The organism is Geodermatophilus ruber (genome assembly GCF_900114385.1).
GTDB lineage: Bacteria > Actinomycetota > Actinomycetes > Mycobacteriales > Geodermatophilaceae > Geodermatophilus > Geodermatophilus ruber.
The window spans coordinates 282,460-297,584 of the sequence record NZ_FOSW01000002.1; the positions used below are offsets into that span (position 1 = coordinate 282,460).

Below are 15,125 nucleotides of genomic sequence, written 5' to 3' on the forward strand. Positions count from 1 at the left end.
GCCGTGCGCTCTCCTCATCGTTGCGCCCCCGGCTCGCAGGGCGCTTCGGCCACCTGACCGGCGGTCACGGGGGCGCCGGTGACCGGATGGGCCTGCTCCCCGTTCGGCAGTTGGGCCTCGGCGGCGTCGTGCTCGCCGGTCGGCGGCGATGCGTGGCGCCGCCGCCGGACTGCCTGCACGGCGGCCATGAGGACCAGGGACACCAGCACCGCCAGGAGAACCGCAGAGGCCGGCCGGGTGACGAAGATGTCCAGGTCGCCGTTGGCCAGCAGCAGGCTCTGGCGCATGGACCGCTCGACGATGACGCCCAGCACGAACGCCAGGACCAGCGGCCCGGGTTCGAACCCGGCCTTGCGCATCAGGTAGCCGACGGCGCCGAAGGCCAGCACGACCCACATGTCGAAGATGTCGTTGTTGATCGTGAAGACGCCGATCAGCGTGACGATCGCGGCGATGGGCCCGAGCACGGCGAACGGAATGCGCAGGATCTTGATGAAGACCCCGATCAGCGGGATGTTCAGCACCAGGAGCAGCAGGTTCCCGATGAACATCGAGGCGATGACGCCCCAGAACACAGCGGGGTGCTGGTCGACCAGTTGGGGTCCGGGCGTGATGCCCTGGATGAGCAGCGCGCCGAACATCAGCGCGAGAACCCCGTTGGCCGGCAATCCGAGTGTCAGCAGGGGAACGAAGGCCGCCTGGGCGCCGGCGTTGTTCGCGGTTTCCGGTCCGGCCACGCCCTCGATGGCGCCGCGGCCGAAGTTGGCCCGGTTCTTGGAGAACCGCTTCTCGATGGCGTAGGAGGCCAGTGGCGGCACCATGCCGCCCCCGCCGGGGAGCACGCCGAGCCCGAAGCCGAGGACGCTGCCGCGCCCGATCGCACCGCGTGATTGCTTAAACTCCGCCTTGCTGGGCAGGGCGCGCCCGATCTTCTTCGCGATGACGAGACCGCCCTGGCGCTGCTCCAGGCTGTAGAGGACCTCCCCCACGCCGAACAGGCCCATGGCGATCGCGGCGAAATCCAGGCCGCCCAGCAGGTTGATGCTGTCGAAGGCGAACCGGGAGGTGCCCTCGATGGGGTCCTGGCCGACGGTGGCCAGCAGCAGGCCCAGCGCCGCGGCGCCGAAGGACTTGGCGAAGGACCTAGTCCCCAGGTAGGCGGCCAGGACCAGGCCGAGCATGGCAATGAAGGTGAACTCCGGCGGGCCCAGTCTCAGGGCCAGACCGGCCAGCGGAGGCGCGAGCAGGATCAGCCCGACGGTGGCGACCACGCCACCGATCGCCGATCCGATCGCGGCGATGCCCAGTGCCGCGCCCGCCCGCCCCTGGCGGGCCATCTGGTGACCGTCGATGACGGTCACCACGGAGCTGGCTTCTCCCGGGAGCTGCAGCAGGACGGAGGTGATAGTGCCCCCGTACATAGACCCGTAGTAGATGCCGGCGAGCATGATGACGGCGGTGGCCGGCTCCAGGCCGAACGTCAGGGGCAGCAGCAGCGCGATCGTCGCGGTCGGGCCGAGGCCCGGCAGGACGCCGATGACCATCCCGATGAGCACACCGACGAAGACGAACAGCAGATTGGTCGGTTGAAAGGCAACCGCCAGTCCCTGACCAAGTCCTTCGAGAATGTCCACGCTAGTTCTTCCAGTTGCCAGTAGCGGGGGGAACGACGTCGCGGCGCAGGAGCCGGCCCGTGGTGATCACGCGAGGCTCAGCCACCGACGCCGAAGAAGACGCCGAAGAGCAGGTGGAGACCGCCTGCGGTTCCCACCGCGGTGAGCAGCGAGAACACCAGCCCACGACCGGCGAGGAACCGCAACCACAGCGCCAGGACCACCAGGGCCGGGATGAAGATCCCGGTGTAGGTGAACAGCGTGATGAACAGCGCCAGCAGGGACAGGGCGCCGCCGACTCGCACAGCGTCGGTGCGGTGGACCGCCTCGGTGTCGGGCTGGGGCCCCATCACCAGAGCGGAGACGATGATCAGCGTCGAAGCGACGGCCGGCCACATCCCGGCGCCGGGCACCGAGGTGGTGCCCACCCCCAGGTGGATGGCTCCGATGAGGCCGACGACGCCGATGGCACCCAGCGTCGTCGGCCCGATCCAGAGTCGGACCACTGCCCGCCACCCGTTTTCGGCCGGGGAAGGGCGCTCCTCGGTCGTCTCGGAGACCCCGGTCGCAGCCGCGGCCGCGGTCATCCCTGGGCCTCGACCACGGCGGCGTACTGCTCTGCGGCCTCATCGATGACGGCCTGGGCATCCGCACCGGTGATCGGGGGGTTGAGCGCGAAGTTCTCGCCGATCAGTTGGGCGACGTCCTGCTGCGTGGCGCAGGCGGTGACCCGCTCATCGATGGCACTGAGCACCTCGGCCGGCACGCCGGCCGGAGCCGCCAGCAGGCCGTAGTTGGACGAGACCGCGGTCTCATACCCCAGGCTCGCCAGGGTGGGCACACCCGGCAGGAAGTCCACCGGCTCGGTGGCACCGGTCGCCAGCGCCCGGAACTGCCCGCTCTCAAGCTGCTCCAGCGTGCTCCCCGAGACCTCGATCAGAACGGCGTCCGCGTTCCCACCCAGCGCGGCGGTGACCGCGGGCGCGGTGCCGTCGAAGGGAACCGGCGTGACCCCGGTCTCCTCGGCCAGCTGGCTGGCCACCAGGTGGTAGACGCCCAGCGCCCCGGTCGTCGCGATGGTGACCCCGCCGGCGTCCGCGGCGGCGAAGAACTCCTCGGCCGTCTGGTACGGCGAGTCCTGGCGGACCAGGAGACCCGAGGGCGCCTCGGTCAGGATGGCCACCGGCTCGAAGTCCTCGGCGCTGTAGGTGGCGGCGTCGTTGACCAGCGGCGTCAGGGCCACGCCGCTGGAGGAGACGTAGGCCAGGGTGTGGCCGTCCGGGGAGGACGACATCAGGTCGTTGACCCCGATGGTGCCGCCGCCCCCCTCCCGGTTCTCGACGATCCACTCACCGGAATCGTTGTTCAGGCAGTCCGCGAGGATGCGCGCGTTGGCATCCAGGGAGCCGCCGGGCGCGAACGGGACGATGATCTTGACCGTCTTCGATGGGAAGTCCTCTTCGGCGGCGTCGTTCCCGCTGGTGGGGGCGCTGCAGGCCGTGGCCAGGACGAGCATGGTGCCCGCGAGGGCGACAGTGTGCCGAGTGATGCGCATGAAGGTGTCCTTCCGTGTTCAGGGAGATGGGTGGCGGAGCTGAGGAGGGCTGCAGACGCTGAGCTGGGCGGACCCGCCGTGGATCGGCGAGCGCGTGACCGCTCGGAGGCGAGCAGCACGAGGTACCCGCTCCCAGCTGGGGACAGCCGGGAGGCGGGGAAAGCGCAGGGGGGCGGGCCGGTTCGGTGACCGGTCGGGGTGGCGCTACAGCCGGGACGGGCCTGGCCGGATGGGACGGGACGCATGCTCGGCGTCAAGGGGCGGAAGGAGCCGGGCAGGGCGGGTCATCGTTGACCTTTGTCTCGTGTGGATCTCTGTCGAACCGGCGGGGGATGCCGGCCCGATTCAGGCCGTATGGGCGAGCGGGCAACCCAGCTGCTGGGAGACCGCCGCTGCCGCGGCGACGACCGCGCGGCTGAGCCGCGGAAGCGCGTCTTCGGGTACCCGGTAGGTGGGCGCCGAGATGGCCAGTGCGGCCACCGTCTGACGACGGTGGTCCAGAACCGGTGCCGCGACGGAGCTGTACTCGGGATGCGCCTCGCCGAAGTTGGTCGCCAGTCCCGACGCGCGCACCTCCCCCAGCTCCGCGAGCAGGTCGGGGAGGCTGACATGGCTGCGGTTCGTGCTCGCGACCAAGGGCTCCTGCAGCCGGAGCCGCAGCTCTTCAGGGCTGAGCGCCGCCAGCAGGACCTTGCCCATGGCGGTCGTGTGCGCGGGGCGGAGATCACCGACCCGGGTCGTTACCCGAACCGAGACGGGGGGCTGCGTGACCGCGAGGTACACGACGCCATGGGGCGTGAGCTGGCCGAGGAAGGCAGCCTCTCCGACCTGGTCGGTCACTTCCTGCATCGCGGCCCGCGCCAGTCGGATGACATCCACGCGCTCCAGCGCCACTGACCCGAGCTGAGCCAGCCGCAGGCTCAGGGAGTACCGCTGAGTTTCGGGGTCCTGCTCGACCAAGCCGACGGAGGTCAGCTGAACCAGCAGGCGCCGCACGGTGCTCGCCGGAAGGCCCGTCCTCCTGGCGACTTCGCCCAGGCCGAGCTCCGGCTGCTCCACCGTGAAGGCGAAGAGCACCGCTGATGCCCGCTCGATCACGGCGGAGGCGCCGTTCCGCTCGGTTCCCCCGTTCCGCTCAGTGGAGGGAGTTTCACTCAATGGCATGTGCGTAGGGTGACCCACGATGCCCTGTGAGTCAAGACACGACACAGCGAACCCGTATGAGCCCTGCTCGAGGGGTCAGGCGCCGCCCGGACTGCCTGCGATCGAAGCCGTGTGGCTCGGGCGGTCGGCTTGCACCTGGCCCGGTCGCCCCGCCCCGTTATGAGGTCTTGACGCTCCCAAATGCAGTCCTCGACGCACATGTTCAGCGATCGGTAGACCAAGACGGCGAGGGTCTCTGTGACTCCAGAATCCGGGCTGGTGTCAAATTGGGGAAGCGTTGAGGAAGGGTGGATCCGGATCCCTCAGTCCTGATTCACAGGGCTCGCAGTAGGAGTTTGGTCGGTCTCGTTGTGCCTCGCCGAGGGGCGTGGGGCGCGACCGACTTGCGACCAATAAGCCACCGTCAGACGCAGGTGGCGACCAATCATGGTCAACGTCCGACACCGCCCTAGATCTGCGCGTTCAACATCCGCTAACTGTCGCGACAGCGTCAAGATCAAACCGCACGGATATTGGTTCGAGTCCAATCGGGGGAGCAAAGCTCCAAGCCGGCCGCTTGCTCGCATTCGGGATGGGCCGCGGCGCCCCACTAGACCCCCGGAGCACGGCACAACTCACTCCATAGCGTCGCGGCATCTGCTAGCAGCCGCCCAGCGCGGTGACTCGCGATAGCTCGCCCACCAGCACCTTCTTCGCCGGCAAGCTCACCGAGCTGCTCGGCAAGCCGGCCCCCACTCGGGGCGTGCGGACGGTGGTTGCCGGAGGCGAGCCCGGTATGGGACAAACCGGAGATCCGGGCCGCGGTCATGGAGAGCTGGGGCGCCACCCGGGTCAGCGGGGTCATGGGCCTGGGGGAAGTGATCTCCGGTGCCTGGGGGAGTGCGAGGCCGGCGCCGGCATGCACTTCACCGCGGGCCGGGACGTCCTCGTCGAACTCATCGACCCGAACACCGGAGCACAGGTCGACTGGGTCGAGGGCGCAGAGGGCGAACTGCTTTACACCACGTTCAGCCGCGAGGCGACACCCGTCCTCCGCGAGCGCTTGAGGGTGCGCGTCGTCGTCGAGGTGCATCCTGCCGGGATCATTCCGATAGGGGTGTACAAGAACGCCCTCATGTCCGTGCCGGAGCAGTCGAAAGAAGCGTGGTCCAGCCGGAACTGACGTCAAGAACGTCCGTGGGCACTACACCTAGCCCGCCCGGTATCCCGGAGAGCACCCATGTGCCCGACGCGTTCGTATCCCCATGCGGCCTTGACCCAGGGACATTAGCGTGGGCATCGTCCGCGCATGGCCGGGACGATCTCCGTCATCGTCATCAGTGACGGCACCAGGCGCTACCGAGCTCGATACCGCGATGCCGGCGGTCGGCAACACGAGAAGCGCTACAAGCGCAAGGTCGACGCCCAGCACTGGCTCGACGAACAGACGTCCGCTCTCGTCACCCAGACCTGGACCGCGCCGGAGCGGGGCCGGGTCACCGTGGAGGCGTGGGCGGAGCAGTGGCTCGCCGCCCAGACCGGCCTCAAGCCGAGCACCGCGTACCGCTATCGGTCGCTGTTGCGCTCGCAGATCCTGCCGCGCTGGGGGCGGCATCGGCTGGCGGACGTCAGCCACGCCGACGTCGCCGCCTGGGTGGCCGACATGAGCGCTCGAGGTCTGGCGCCGGCCACCGCCAGGCAGGCCCACCGCGTGCTCGCGCTCGTCCTGACGCTGGCCGTCCGTGACGGCCGGATCCCGCGTAACCCGGCCACGGGCGTCCCACTGCCGAGGGCGCTGCGGGCCGAGCCACGGTTCCTCACCCGCGACCAGATCGAGCAGCTCGCGGACGCGGCCGGGGAGTACGGCGACGTCGTCCGTCTGCTGGCCTACACCGGGCTGCGCTTCGGCGAGCTGGCTGCCCTGCGGGTCCGCCGGATCGACTTCCTCCGCAAGCGGCTGACCGTCGCCGAAAGCGCCACGGAGGTTGGGGGAGTGGTGCAGTTCGGGAGCCCGAAGACGCACCAGCAGCGGACCGTCCCCATTCCTGCAGTGCTCCTCGAGCCGCTGTCGCGGCGGTGCGCCGGCAAGCGCGCCGACGACCTCGTGCTGACCTCACCCGAGGGCGGCGTCCTCAGGTCCGGCAACTTCCGGCGCCGGGTCTTCGACCCGGCCGCTACTGCAGCGGGACTGGAGGATCTCAGTCCCCACGACCTCCGGCACACCGCCGCGAGCCTCCTCGTGGCGAGCGGCGCGAACGTCAAAGCAGTGCAGCGGATGCTCGGGCACGCCTCCGCGGCGATGACCCTGGACGTCTACTCCGGCCTCTTCGACGACGACCTCGGCGCCCTCGCCGAACGCATGGACGCCGCCCACGACGCCCACACCGCGGCGCATCCTGTGGGCGTCTTGTGGGCGCGGGACAAGATCACCGATCTTGACCCGGTGCCAACAGGCCGCTGACCAGCGGGAACACCGGTGGGGCGGGTGGGGCTCGAACCCACGACCCAGGGATTATGAGTCCCATGCTCTGACCGGCTGAGCTACCGCCCCGCGCCGTCCAGCCTGCCAGACGGCCTACCCCGGCAGCAGGGGGCGTCAGCCGGCGCCGGTGATCGCGTCCACCGCCGTCTGCGCCTGTTCGCGCAGCGCTGCCGAGATCGGCGCGGAGCCGGCCACCTCGGCCGCGGCCTCCTGGCCGTCCTCGCTGATCACGTACCCCATGAAGGACCGGACCAGGTCGGCGGTCAGCTGCTCGGCGTACTCGACGCAGCCGATGTGGTAGCTGACCAGCACGATCGGGTACTGCCCCGAGCCGGTCGTGTTGCGGTTCAGCTCGATGGCGAAGTCGTACTCCCCGCGACCCTCGAGGGTCTTCGAGTTCTCGACGACGGCCGCGGCGGCCTCCGACGTCGGCAGCACGAACTCCTCGCCGACGCCGATGGCCGCCACGCCGAGGTCCCTGGCCTGGCTGAGGTCGGCGTAGCCGATGGTGCCGTTGCCTGCGGCGACCGCGGCGACCACGCCGGAGTTGCCCTGCGCGGCCTCGCCGCCCTCCCGCGGCCAGTCGCCGTCGGGTTCGTGCGGCCACGCCTCGCTGCCGGCGGCGGCCAGGTACTCGGTGAAGTTCTCCGTTGTCCCGGACTCGTCGCTGCGGTTGACAGGGGTGATGGCCACGGCCGGCAGGTCCACGCCCGGGTTGTCGGCGGCCACCGCGGGGTCGTTCCAGACGGTGATCTGCTGGTCGAAGACGCGGGCCAGCGTCTCGGGGGAGAGGTGCAGCTCGTCGACGCCGTCCAGGTTGTAGACGACGGCGATCGGCGAGATGTAGTTCGGCAGCTCGAAGACCCCGGCCGGCCCGCACCGCTCGGTGGCCTGCGCGAGCTCCTCCTCGTCGAGCGCGGCATCGGAGCCGGCGAAGGCGATGCCGCCGGCGAGGAACTGCTCGCGTCCGCCCCCGGAGCCGACCGGGTCGTAGCTGAGGCTCACCCCCGGCTGGGCGCCGGCGTAGCCGGCCTGCCACCCCTGCATGGCCGCCTGCTGGCTGCTCGCGCCGGCCCCCACGAGGTCGCCGGCGAGCTGCTCGCCGGCGGTACCACCCTGGATCCGTTCGTTCGGCGGCACATAGGTCGCCACCACCGCGGCTGCGCCGGCCACGACGACGGCACCGGCCGCGGCGGCCACCTTTCTCCGGGCAGTCACACGCGCCTTCCGTGGTCGGACCCGGCCTGAGCCGCCGGGCAGGATCGCTCCGTCGACCCTAGGGCCGGCCCGCCACGGGGGCGCGGCCGGGGCGGGCGCCTGCCCCGGAGGGCCACCGGATGTCGCCTCAGGGTGTTACGGATCTCTTCCGGACGGATTGTCACCAACCTCCGGTGTGTGCGGGGCGGTGGATACAAGGTGTGTCGTAGGTAGGGGACCGGTGTGTGCAGGTCGGCGGCGGGTCCGGCGCGCGACGCCGGCGATCGACCGGCCTCACCAGCTGCACCGGTGCAATGACGCCCCGTAGTGGAGGGGTGGCTCTATGCGCAAGAAGACTCGCGGAGCGTGTTATCCGATCGTGACTCAAGACCCTGTTCCGTAGTAGTTTTCGAGTGGTTCTGCCGGGCTCTGCTCCTCGACAACCGAGGAGCCTCGGCCGGATCCCGCCGAACCGCCGACGCCCCTGGGTCGAGGCGGACCGGGGACCCACCGTTTTCCTGGGGTGAGTCCTGCCTGCGCTCCTCCGGGTGCAGGCAGGTAGGGCGCCGTCCGGCCCGAACCCGTCAGCTAACTCGGTAGGCGGTCGCGAGGATGGGAGAACAGTCGCGTTGGCGACCCTGCACCGCCGGAACCACCTGCACACCCGTACGACGAAGCGCCCCGGTCGCCTGAGCGCACCCCGCCGCACGCTGGTCGCCGCCGTGGCCGCGGCCGGTCTCCTGGCCGGCGCGCCCGCCGCGGCCGCCGCGCCCGGCACCCCGGCCGCTCCGGCCTCCGCCGCCTCGGAGCAGCAGCGGCTCGCCGCCGAGGTCACCCGCATCCAGGACCTGGTCAAGAAGGCCGAAGAGCAGCTCCAGCGGATGACCGTGGAGGCCGAGGCGGCCGCCGACGCCGCGCTGGTCGCCCGCGCCGAGCTCGCGACCGCTCAGGCCGAGGCCGAGCGCACCGCCGCCGAGCTCGCCACCGCCCAGGCCGACGTCGCCCGCGCCGAGAAGGACATCGCCGCGCTGGGGCGGGAGGTCTACATGGGCGGTGACGAGGGGTACGGCGACATCGAGCTGCTGCTCGACGCCCGGAGCCCGACGCAGCTGCTGGAGCGGGCCGCGACCATGGAGGTCATCGGGGACCACCGTGCCGAGCGGCTCAGCGCGTTCCTCTCCGTCGAGCAGCGGGTGGAGGAGGCCGACCGCGCCGCGCGGGACGCCGTCGTCCGGCTCGACGAGTCCGCGCGCGCTGCCGACGAGGCCGAGGCCGCCGCCAACGCCCACCTCGCCGCGGCCCAGGCCGAGTTCGACGCCCGCGCCGCGGAGAAGGCCGACCTCGAGGAGCAGCTCCGGCAGGCGGGCGAGCGCATGCTGGCCGCCCAGGGCGTCGCCGACGCCCAGGCCGCCTGGCAGCGGCAGGCCCAGCAGGCCGAGCAGGCCGAGCGGCCCGCGGTGGCCACCCTGCAGGGCTCCGCCGGCAAGCTCGCGGACGGCCGGGTCAGCTCCTGCTACGGCCCTCGCTGGGGCACCATGCACAGCGGCGTCGACATCGCCGCCCCCATCGGCACGCCGATCCACGTCCCCGCCGACGGCGTGGTCCTGCAGTCCGGCCCGGCCAGCGGCTTCGGCCTCGCCGTCGCCGTGCAGCACGCAGACGGGCAGATCACCCTCTACGGGCACGTCAACCAGTCCTTCGTCGGCGCCGGCGACGTCGTCACGGCTGGTCAGCAGATCGCCGAGGTCGGCAATCGCGGTCAGTCCACCGGACCGCACCTGCACTTCGAGGTGCACCAGGGGGGCCTGTACAAGAACCGCGTGAACCCGGTGCCGTGGCTCACCGAGCACGGCATCTCGCTCGGGGGCGCCTGCTGAGCAGACCCGCTCAGCGCCGGCCGCGCAGGCGGCCGAGCACGCCGCCCGCGCTGCCCAGGGTCCGGGCGGCGAGCTGGAGGATCGGTCCACCGGGGATTCCTGGGGCGACCTGCACGATCGGGGCCAGGGTGAGCAGCCCACCCAGCTCGTGCACCTTCAGCCGCCGCCGGGCCAGCGCGGCCACCGGGTTGATCCGACCCGACGCCGCCTCCAGCAGCACGTCGGCCGGTCCCTCCACGGCGGTCCCGGCCGGGCGCCCGGGCGGGGTCGGGCGCACCGTCCACCCCTCACCGTCCGCGGCGAAGGCCCAGCCGCCGTCCGGCGTCGCGAGGGTCGCGCCCCCCGCGATGCCGCAGGACGCCGCCAGCGCGCCGGTCACGTCGGCCAGGGCGGCCAGGCCGGACCGGAGCACCGGAGCGGGCGCCGGGGGCGCGCCGCTGTCGGCCAGGTCCAGCCCGTGGACGGCCAGCTCGTAGGCCTGCCCCAGGACGGCGCTCAGCAGCGGTAGCCGGCCGACGACGGTCACGGCCGGGGCAGTGTCCAGCTCTACCGGTTCCTCCGTCAGGTACCGCGCGGTGGTGTCCCGGCCGCGCCGCAGCCCGGCCAGGACCTCCTCGCGGGAGGCGTCGCGGTGGGCGGCGATCACGCGCGCGTTGACCGCGTCGACGTCCGGCGGGGTGCCGGTTCCGCCGGTGCGGGCCGAGGCGATCAGGGCGGCCAGAGCGGTGTTCTCCTCCCAGCAGCCCAGGTGCAGGCAGATCTCCTTGATCCGCCAGCCGGGCAGCCGCGTGGGCCGGTCCAGGTCCACCGACTCGGCCTGCCCGAGGAAGGCCTCCCACGCGTCGAGCACCATCGGGCCCACCACGTCACGCCCGGCGTCGGCCATCCCCCGCGAACGCGTCATGGAGCCGGCCCTACCCCGGCCCCCGCGCCGCCAGGCGTGACCCGGATCGCATCGCGTGCGGCCGCGTCTTGTCCCCGGCGGCTCGGCTGCCGAACCTGGTCGCATGACACGGAGCGGGACGGCGCAGGGCACGGTGATCCGCTGGGACGACGCGCGCAACGGGGCCATCGTCGAGGCCTACGACCTGCCCGGCGGGTGCTGGGTGCCGGCCGCCGTCGTCCACGGCGAGGGCAGTGCGGCCCTGCGGGCGGGGCAGATCGTCGAGGTGGAGTGGCTCGAGGAAGCGGGGGCCGAGGGGTTGCCCTTCCGCGCGACCCGGGTCGTGCCGCGGGAGGACCTGCAGGCCACGCTGGGCGGCTGACCGGCCGGTCGTCGGCTACCCTGTGTGACGGCCTGTCCCGGCGGGCGAGCGTGCGCGACGGCGCCCCGCAGCTCTCCGTGGGCGGCCGGACGACGGGTCGCGGGCGCGGCCCACGCCGGGTTGGACGACGGTCCCGTCGCCGTGGTATAGGCCGCTGACCAGCGCATAGTGGTCAGTTTCGTGACCTTCAGTCACATGTGACCCAACCGCCCCATCCGCACTGGCGCGAAGGGGGGACCATCGTGCACACTGTTCCCGGGACCCCTGGTCCGAAACCGTTGAACACGCCCTGTCACCGAATCGATCGTCCGTTGGGGAAGACGAGACCGATCGAGTCGATGGAGGTGCCTCGTGCAGCGACGGTCTACCCAGGGTGTCGTCTTCGTGCATGCCTGCCCGAAGGCGCTCTGCCAGCACGTCGAGTGGGCGCTCGAACGCGTCGTCGGCGCGCCGGTCTCCCTGTCGTGGGCCGACCAGCCCGCGGCGCACGGTTCCTACCGTGCCGAGGTCGCCTGGACCGGTGCTCCCGGGACGGGCGCCAAGCTCGTTGCTGCGCTGCGCGCGTGGCCGATGCTGCGCTTCGAGGTCACCGAGGAAGCCAGCCACGGCAACGATGGCGAGCGCATGTCCTACGTGCCCGGGCACGGTGTCTACCGCGCCCCCACGAGCGCCAACGGGGATCTCATCGTCACCGAGCAGCAGCTCCGCCACCTCGCCGCCACCGCGACCTCCATCGAGGCGTTCCGGCACGGGGTGGACGAGCTCCTCGGCGCGGCCTGGGACGCCGACCTGGAGGTCTACCGCCACGCAGGTGACGGCAGCCCGATCACCTGGCTGCACCAGGTCGTCTAGATCCTCCGGCCACGCCAGGCCGGGGCGTCGCCCGCCCTCGTCGTAGGCTGAAGCCGGTCGTCCGGACGCCGTCGGGGAAGCGGCGTCCGGACGACTTTTCTCGTGGTGACGTACTGGAGCGGCCCCGCGTAGGGACCCGCCGCGAGCGTGCGAGCGGTGGGGGGCGCGGGGTCCTTTCTCAGAGCGGGATGTTGCCGTGCGCCCCGCGGCCGGGCGGCGCCGCGGCGAGGGCCGCCACCAGCCGGCGCTTGGTCCGCGACGGCTCCACCACCTCGTCGACCACGCCGATCTCCAGCGCCCTGTTCACACCGCCGGCGATCCGCTCGTGCTCGGCGGCCAGCTGCGCGTGCAGCGCCTCGCGCTCCCCGGGCGGGACGGCGGCCAGCTTCTTGCGGTGCAGGATGCCCACCGCCGCCTTGGCCCCCATGACGGCGACCTCGGCACCCGGCCAGGCGAACACCGCCGTCGCCCCCAGCGAGCGGGAGTTCATCGCGATGTAGGCGCCCCCGTACGACTTGCGGGTCACCAGCGTCACCCGGGGGACGACCGCCTCGGCGAAGGCGTGCAGCAGCTTGGCCCCGCGGCGCACCACGCCGTCCCACTCCTGGCCCACGCCGGGCAGGTAGCCGGGGACGTCGACCAGCACGACCAGCGGAACGCCGAACGCGTCGCACATCCGCACGAAGCGGGCGGCCTTCTCGGCCGAGGCGGAGTCCAGGCAGCCGCCCAGCCGCAGCGGGTTGTTGGCGATCACGCCGACGGTGCGCCCGGCGATCCGGCCCAGGGTGGTGACGATGTTCGGCGCGAACCGCGGGTGCAGTTCGAGCCCCGGCCCGTCGAGGACGGCGGCGATCAGCGGCTTGACGTCGTAGGCGCGCTGCGGCTGCTCGGGCAGCAGGGCGCGCAGGTCGACGTCGGCCTCGTCCTCGGCCGGGGCGAAGGCGCCCTGGGCGGCGAGCAGGTCGACGGTCGTCCGCGCGGTCTCCAGGGCCTCCTGCTCGGAGTCGGTGACCACGTGGACGACGCCGCTGCGCCGGCCGTGGGTGTCCGGTCCGCCCAGCTTCTCCTGGTCGACGTCCTCGCCGGTGACCGACCGGACGACGTCGGGGCCGGTGACGAACACCCGACCGGCCGGTCCCATGATCACCAGGTCGGTGAGCGCGGGGCCGTACGCGGCACCACCGGCGGCCGGGCCGAGCACCACGGAGATCTGCGGCACCCGCCCCGAGGCGCGGACCATCGCCTCGAACACCTCGCCGACCGCGTGCAGCGCCGTGACGCCCTCGGCCAGCCGGGCGCCGCCGGAGTGCCAGATGCCCACGACCGGCACCCGCTCGCGCAGCGCGGTGTCGATGGCGTCGACGATGTGCCGGCAGCCGTCGAGCCCCATGGCGCCGCCCATCACGGTGGCGTCGGTGCAGAACGCGACCGCCGGGCTGCCCGACACCGTGCCGCGGGCCGCCACGACCCCCGAGGAGTCGCGCGGCAGCAGCAGGGACATCGAGTCCGCGTCGAAGAACCGCTGCAGGCGGTCCTCGGGGTCGCGCGGGTCGGAGCTGACGGGAGCGGGTGCGGCGTGGACGGTTGTCACGGGCCCTCCGGACCTCAGGCGGTGGTGAACACCAGCGCGATGTTGTGGCCGCCGAAGCCGAAGGAGTCGTTGACCGCGGCGGTGAGCGAGGTGCGCCGCGGCTCGCGGCGCACGATGTCGAGGGCCTGGACGGCCGCGTCGTCGTCCGGGTCGTCGAGGTTGGCCGTCGCCGGCACGATCTGCTCGCGCAGGGCGAGCACGGTGAAGATCGACTCCAGCGCACCGGCCGCGCCGAGCAGGTGCCCGGTCTGGCTCTTGGTGGCCGTGACCAGCGCGTGCTCACCGATCGTGTTGCGGATCGCCGCGGCCTCGGCGGTGTCACCGACCGGGGTCGAGGTGGCGTGCGCGTTGACGTGGCCGATGTCGGCGGGGGTGAGGCCGGCGTCGCGCAGCGCCGCGGCGATCGCCCGGCCGGCGCCCTCGCCCTCCGGGTGCGGGGCCACCAGGTCGTAGCCGTCGGCGGTGCCACCGGCCCCGGCCAGCCGGGCGTGCACGCGGGCGCCGCGGGCCTTCGCCGCGTCGGCGCGCTCGAGCACCAGGGCGGCCGCGCCCTCGCCGAGGACGAAGCCGTCGCGGGCCTTGTCGAACGGGCGGGAGGCGCGCTCGGGCTCGTCGTTGCGGGTGCTCATCGCCCGCATCGAGGCGAAGCCGGCCATGGGCAGCGGGTGCACGCAGGCCTCGGCGCCGCCCACCAGGACGACGTCGGCGCGGTCGAAGCGCAGCAGGTCCAGCCCCCAGCGGATCGCCTCGGCGCCGGACGCGCAGGCGCTGACCGGGGCGTGCACGCCGCCCTTGGCGCCGATGGCCAGGCCGACCGCGGCGGCTGGGCCGTTGGGCATCAGCATCGGGATGGTGAAGGGGGAGACCCGCTTGGGCCCCTTCTCCTCCAGGACGTCGTCCTGGCCGAGCAGGGTCAGCGCGCCGCCGATGCCGGTGCCGAAGACGACGGCGATCCGCTCCGGGGCGACCCCGGAGTCGGCGACGCCGGACTCCCGCCACGCCTCCTCGGCGGCGACCACGGCGACCTGCTGGCTGCGGTCGAGCCGGCGGGCGCGGACGCGGTCGAGCTTCTCGGCCGGGTCGTCGGTCAGCCGGGCGACGAGCTGGGCCGGGAAGTCCTTGATCCAGTCGTCGGTGATCCGGCTGACCCCCGACCGCCCGGCCAGCAGTGCGTCCCACGTGCTGGCGACGTCGCCACCGAGCGGTGTGGTGGCACCGAGGCCGGTGACGACGACGTCGCCGTTCGACGTGCTCATGACGATTCCTCCTGGGACGTGCGGCCGGGGGCCGGGCAGCCGGGTGTGAGTCAGCCCTGGTTCTTCTGGATGTAGCTGATGGCGTCGCCGACGGTCTTGATGTTGCCGAGCTCGTCGTCGGGGATCGCGACGCCGAACTTGTCCTCGACGGCGGTGGCGATCTCGACCATCGACAGCGAGTCGACGTCGAGGTCCTCCGTGAACGACTTCTCCGGAGTGGCGTCGGCGGGGGCGACCCCGGCGACCTCCTCCAGGATCTCGGCCAGACCGGTCTGGATGTCCTGGCTCACGCGG

The 15,125-nt window shown here is 72.3% G+C and carries 14 protein-coding genes, 1 tRNA gene and 1 riboswitch; of the genes, 5 read left to right on the forward strand and 10 right to left on the reverse strand.

The annotated features are described in order from the left end of the window. Positions 1–14 precede the first annotated feature (14 nt). The 4 genes from BMZ50_RS04020 to BMZ50_RS04035 form a co-directional block, all read right to left on the reverse strand. Positions 15–1,634, reverse strand: a complete 1,620-nt coding sequence (locus BMZ50_RS04020; protein ID WP_091321477.1) for a tripartite tricarboxylate transporter permease — start codon at positions 1,632–1,634, stop codon at positions 15–17. Positions 1,635–1,711: 77 nt separating this feature from the next. Then, positions 1,712–2,119 carry a tripartite tricarboxylate transporter TctB family protein gene (locus tag BMZ50_RS04025; protein WP_177212634.1) on the reverse strand — a complete coding sequence of 136 codons (408 nt, stop codon included), beginning with the start codon at positions 2,117–2,119 and terminating at the stop codon, positions 1,712–1,714. A gap of 77 nt (positions 2,120–2,196) precedes the next feature. Next, positions 2,197–3,168, reverse strand: a complete 972-nt coding sequence (locus BMZ50_RS04030) for a Bug family tripartite tricarboxylate transporter substrate binding protein (protein WP_091321481.1) — start codon at positions 3,166–3,168, stop codon at positions 2,197–2,199. Positions 3,169–3,513: 345 nt separating this feature from the next. Beyond that, positions 3,514–4,266 carry an IclR family transcriptional regulator gene (locus BMZ50_RS04035; RefSeq protein WP_177212635.1) on the reverse strand — a complete coding sequence of 251 codons (753 nt, stop codon included), beginning with the start codon at positions 4,264–4,266 and terminating at the stop codon, positions 3,514–3,516. Between the two features lie 964 nt (positions 4,267–5,230). On the opposite strand from BMZ50_RS04035, the gene BMZ50_RS04040 reads away from it, so the two are divergent. Both BMZ50_RS04040 and BMZ50_RS04045 read left to right on the forward strand, forming a co-directional pair. Beyond that, entirely contained in the window at positions 5,231–5,494 is a 264-nt protein-coding gene (locus tag BMZ50_RS04040; protein WP_091321485.1) for a hypothetical protein, read from the forward strand. Between the two features lie 126 nt (positions 5,495–5,620). Next, the gene (locus BMZ50_RS04045) at positions 5,621–6,772 is read left to right on the forward strand and encodes a tyrosine-type recombinase/integrase (RefSeq protein ID WP_091321487.1); all 1,152 of its coding nucleotides are present in this window, start codon (positions 5,621–5,623) and stop codon (positions 6,770–6,772) included. A gap of 16 nt (positions 6,773–6,788) precedes the next feature. Here the strand turns inward: BMZ50_RS04045 and BMZ50_RS04050 are convergent. Beyond that, positions 6,789–6,862: transfer RNA gene (locus tag BMZ50_RS04050), tRNA-Ile, on the reverse strand. Positions 6,863–6,907: 45 nt separating this feature from the next. Next, positions 6,908–8,011, reverse strand: a complete 1,104-nt coding sequence (gene pstS, locus BMZ50_RS04055; RefSeq protein ID WP_091321489.1) for a phosphate ABC transporter substrate-binding protein PstS — start codon at positions 8,009–8,011, stop codon at positions 6,908–6,910. A 434-nt stretch (positions 8,012–8,445) separates the two neighbouring features. Beyond that, a riboswitch (cyclic di-AMP (ydaO/yuaA leader) is annotated at positions 8,446–8,608 on the forward strand. A gap of 11 nt (positions 8,609–8,619) precedes the next feature. On the opposite strand from pstS, the gene BMZ50_RS04060 reads away from it, so the two are divergent. After that, positions 8,620–9,867, forward strand: coding sequence for a peptidoglycan DD-metalloendopeptidase family protein (locus tag BMZ50_RS04060; RefSeq protein WP_091321491.1), 1,248 nt, complete (start codon positions 8,620–8,622; stop codon positions 9,865–9,867). A 10-nt stretch (positions 9,868–9,877) separates the two neighbouring features. Here the strand turns inward: BMZ50_RS04060 and BMZ50_RS04065 are convergent, their stop codons facing one another. Continuing rightward, positions 9,878–10,771, reverse strand: a complete 894-nt coding sequence (locus BMZ50_RS04065; protein ID WP_091321493.1) for a maleylpyruvate isomerase N-terminal domain-containing protein — start codon at positions 10,769–10,771, stop codon at positions 9,878–9,880. Positions 10,772–10,874: 103 nt separating this feature from the next. Between BMZ50_RS04065 and BMZ50_RS04070 the strand changes: the two genes are divergently transcribed. Beyond that, on the forward strand, positions 10,875–11,132 hold the full coding sequence (locus tag BMZ50_RS04070; RefSeq protein ID WP_091321495.1) for a hypothetical protein: 258 nt from the start codon (positions 10,875–10,877) through the stop codon (positions 11,130–11,132). A 351-nt stretch (positions 11,133–11,483) separates the two neighbouring features. Further along, entirely contained in the window at positions 11,484–11,984 is a 501-nt protein-coding gene (locus tag BMZ50_RS04075; protein ID WP_091321497.1) for a DUF3145 domain-containing protein, read from the forward strand. A 178-nt stretch (positions 11,985–12,162) separates the two neighbouring features. On the opposite strand, the gene BMZ50_RS04080 is transcribed toward BMZ50_RS04075, so the two are convergent. The 3 genes from BMZ50_RS04080 to BMZ50_RS04090 are packed head-to-tail and all read right to left on the reverse strand — an operon-like array spanning position 12,163 to position 15,121. Further along, positions 12,163–13,575: an acyl-CoA carboxylase subunit beta gene (locus BMZ50_RS04080; RefSeq protein WP_091321499.1), complete on the reverse strand. Its 1,413-nt coding sequence runs from the start codon at positions 13,573–13,575 to the stop codon at positions 12,163–12,165. A 14-nt stretch (positions 13,576–13,589) separates the two neighbouring features. Further along, a complete protein-coding gene (locus BMZ50_RS04085) occupies positions 13,590–14,831 on the reverse strand; it encodes a beta-ketoacyl-[acyl-carrier-protein] synthase family protein (RefSeq protein ID WP_091321501.1) in 1,242 nt (413 codons plus the stop codon). Between the two features lie 50 nt (positions 14,832–14,881). Further along, positions 14,882–15,121: an acyl carrier protein gene (locus BMZ50_RS04090; protein WP_091321503.1), complete on the reverse strand. Its 240-nt coding sequence runs from the start codon at positions 15,119–15,121 to the stop codon at positions 14,882–14,884. Between the last annotated feature and the right edge of the window lie 4 nt (positions 15,122–15,125).

What these genes read in the sequence shown, in the direction of transcription:
- BMZ50_RS04085 (WP_091321501.1), bottom strand. Translation starts at nt 14,831, where the DNA reads ATGAGCACGTCGAACGGCGACGTCGTCGTCACCGGCCTCGGTGCCACC.
- BMZ50_RS04045 (WP_091321487.1), top strand. Translation starts at nt 5,621, where the DNA reads ATGGCCGGGACGATCTCCGTCATCGTCATCAGTGACGGCACCAGGCGC.
- BMZ50_RS04065 (WP_091321493.1), bottom strand. Translation starts at nt 10,771, where the DNA reads ATGACGCGTTCGCGGGGGATGGCCGACGCCGGGCGTGACGTGGTGGGC.
- BMZ50_RS04070 (WP_091321495.1), top strand. Translation starts at nt 10,875, where the DNA reads ATGACACGGAGCGGGACGGCGCAGGGCACGGTGATCCGCTGGGACGAC.
- BMZ50_RS04030 (WP_091321481.1), bottom strand. Translation starts at nt 3,168, where the DNA reads ATGCGCATCACTCGGCACACTGTCGCCCTCGCGGGCACCATGCTCGTC.
- BMZ50_RS04040 (WP_091321485.1), top strand. Translation starts at nt 5,231, where the DNA reads ATGCACTTCACCGCGGGCCGGGACGTCCTCGTCGAACTCATCGACCCG.